At 25.1% G+C, this 231-nt stretch carries 1 pseudogene; it reads left to right on the top strand.

Going from position 1 to position 231, the window contains the following annotated elements:
* Positions 1–201, top strand: a pseudogene (locus U881_RS0110110) (DUF603 domain-containing protein); the annotation flags it as partial.
* Positions 202–231: the final 30 nt, after the last annotated feature.

A 231-nucleotide genomic window follows, 5' to 3' on the forward strand; every position in this document is an offset into this window, starting at 1 on the left:
GATTATATACAAGAGATAAGTCTCTTAGAAAAAGAGATTAAGAAAAGAAAAGGAGATAGTAAAGAAATACAAGATATGGAGACTAGACTTAAAAATTTAAAACGTTCAAAAGAAGATAAAACAATGGAGTTGTGTTATGAAACAATGAAGAAACTTAAGATAACAGATTTAGATAATAGTAGATTTAAGTTTGAAGGGTAAATAAATGGATATATACAGTAGTAGTATTTT

The organism is Borrelia persica No12, assembly GCF_000500045.1.
GTDB classification, from domain to species: domain Bacteria; phylum Spirochaetota; class Spirochaetia; order Borreliales; family Borreliaceae; genus Borrelia; species Borrelia persica.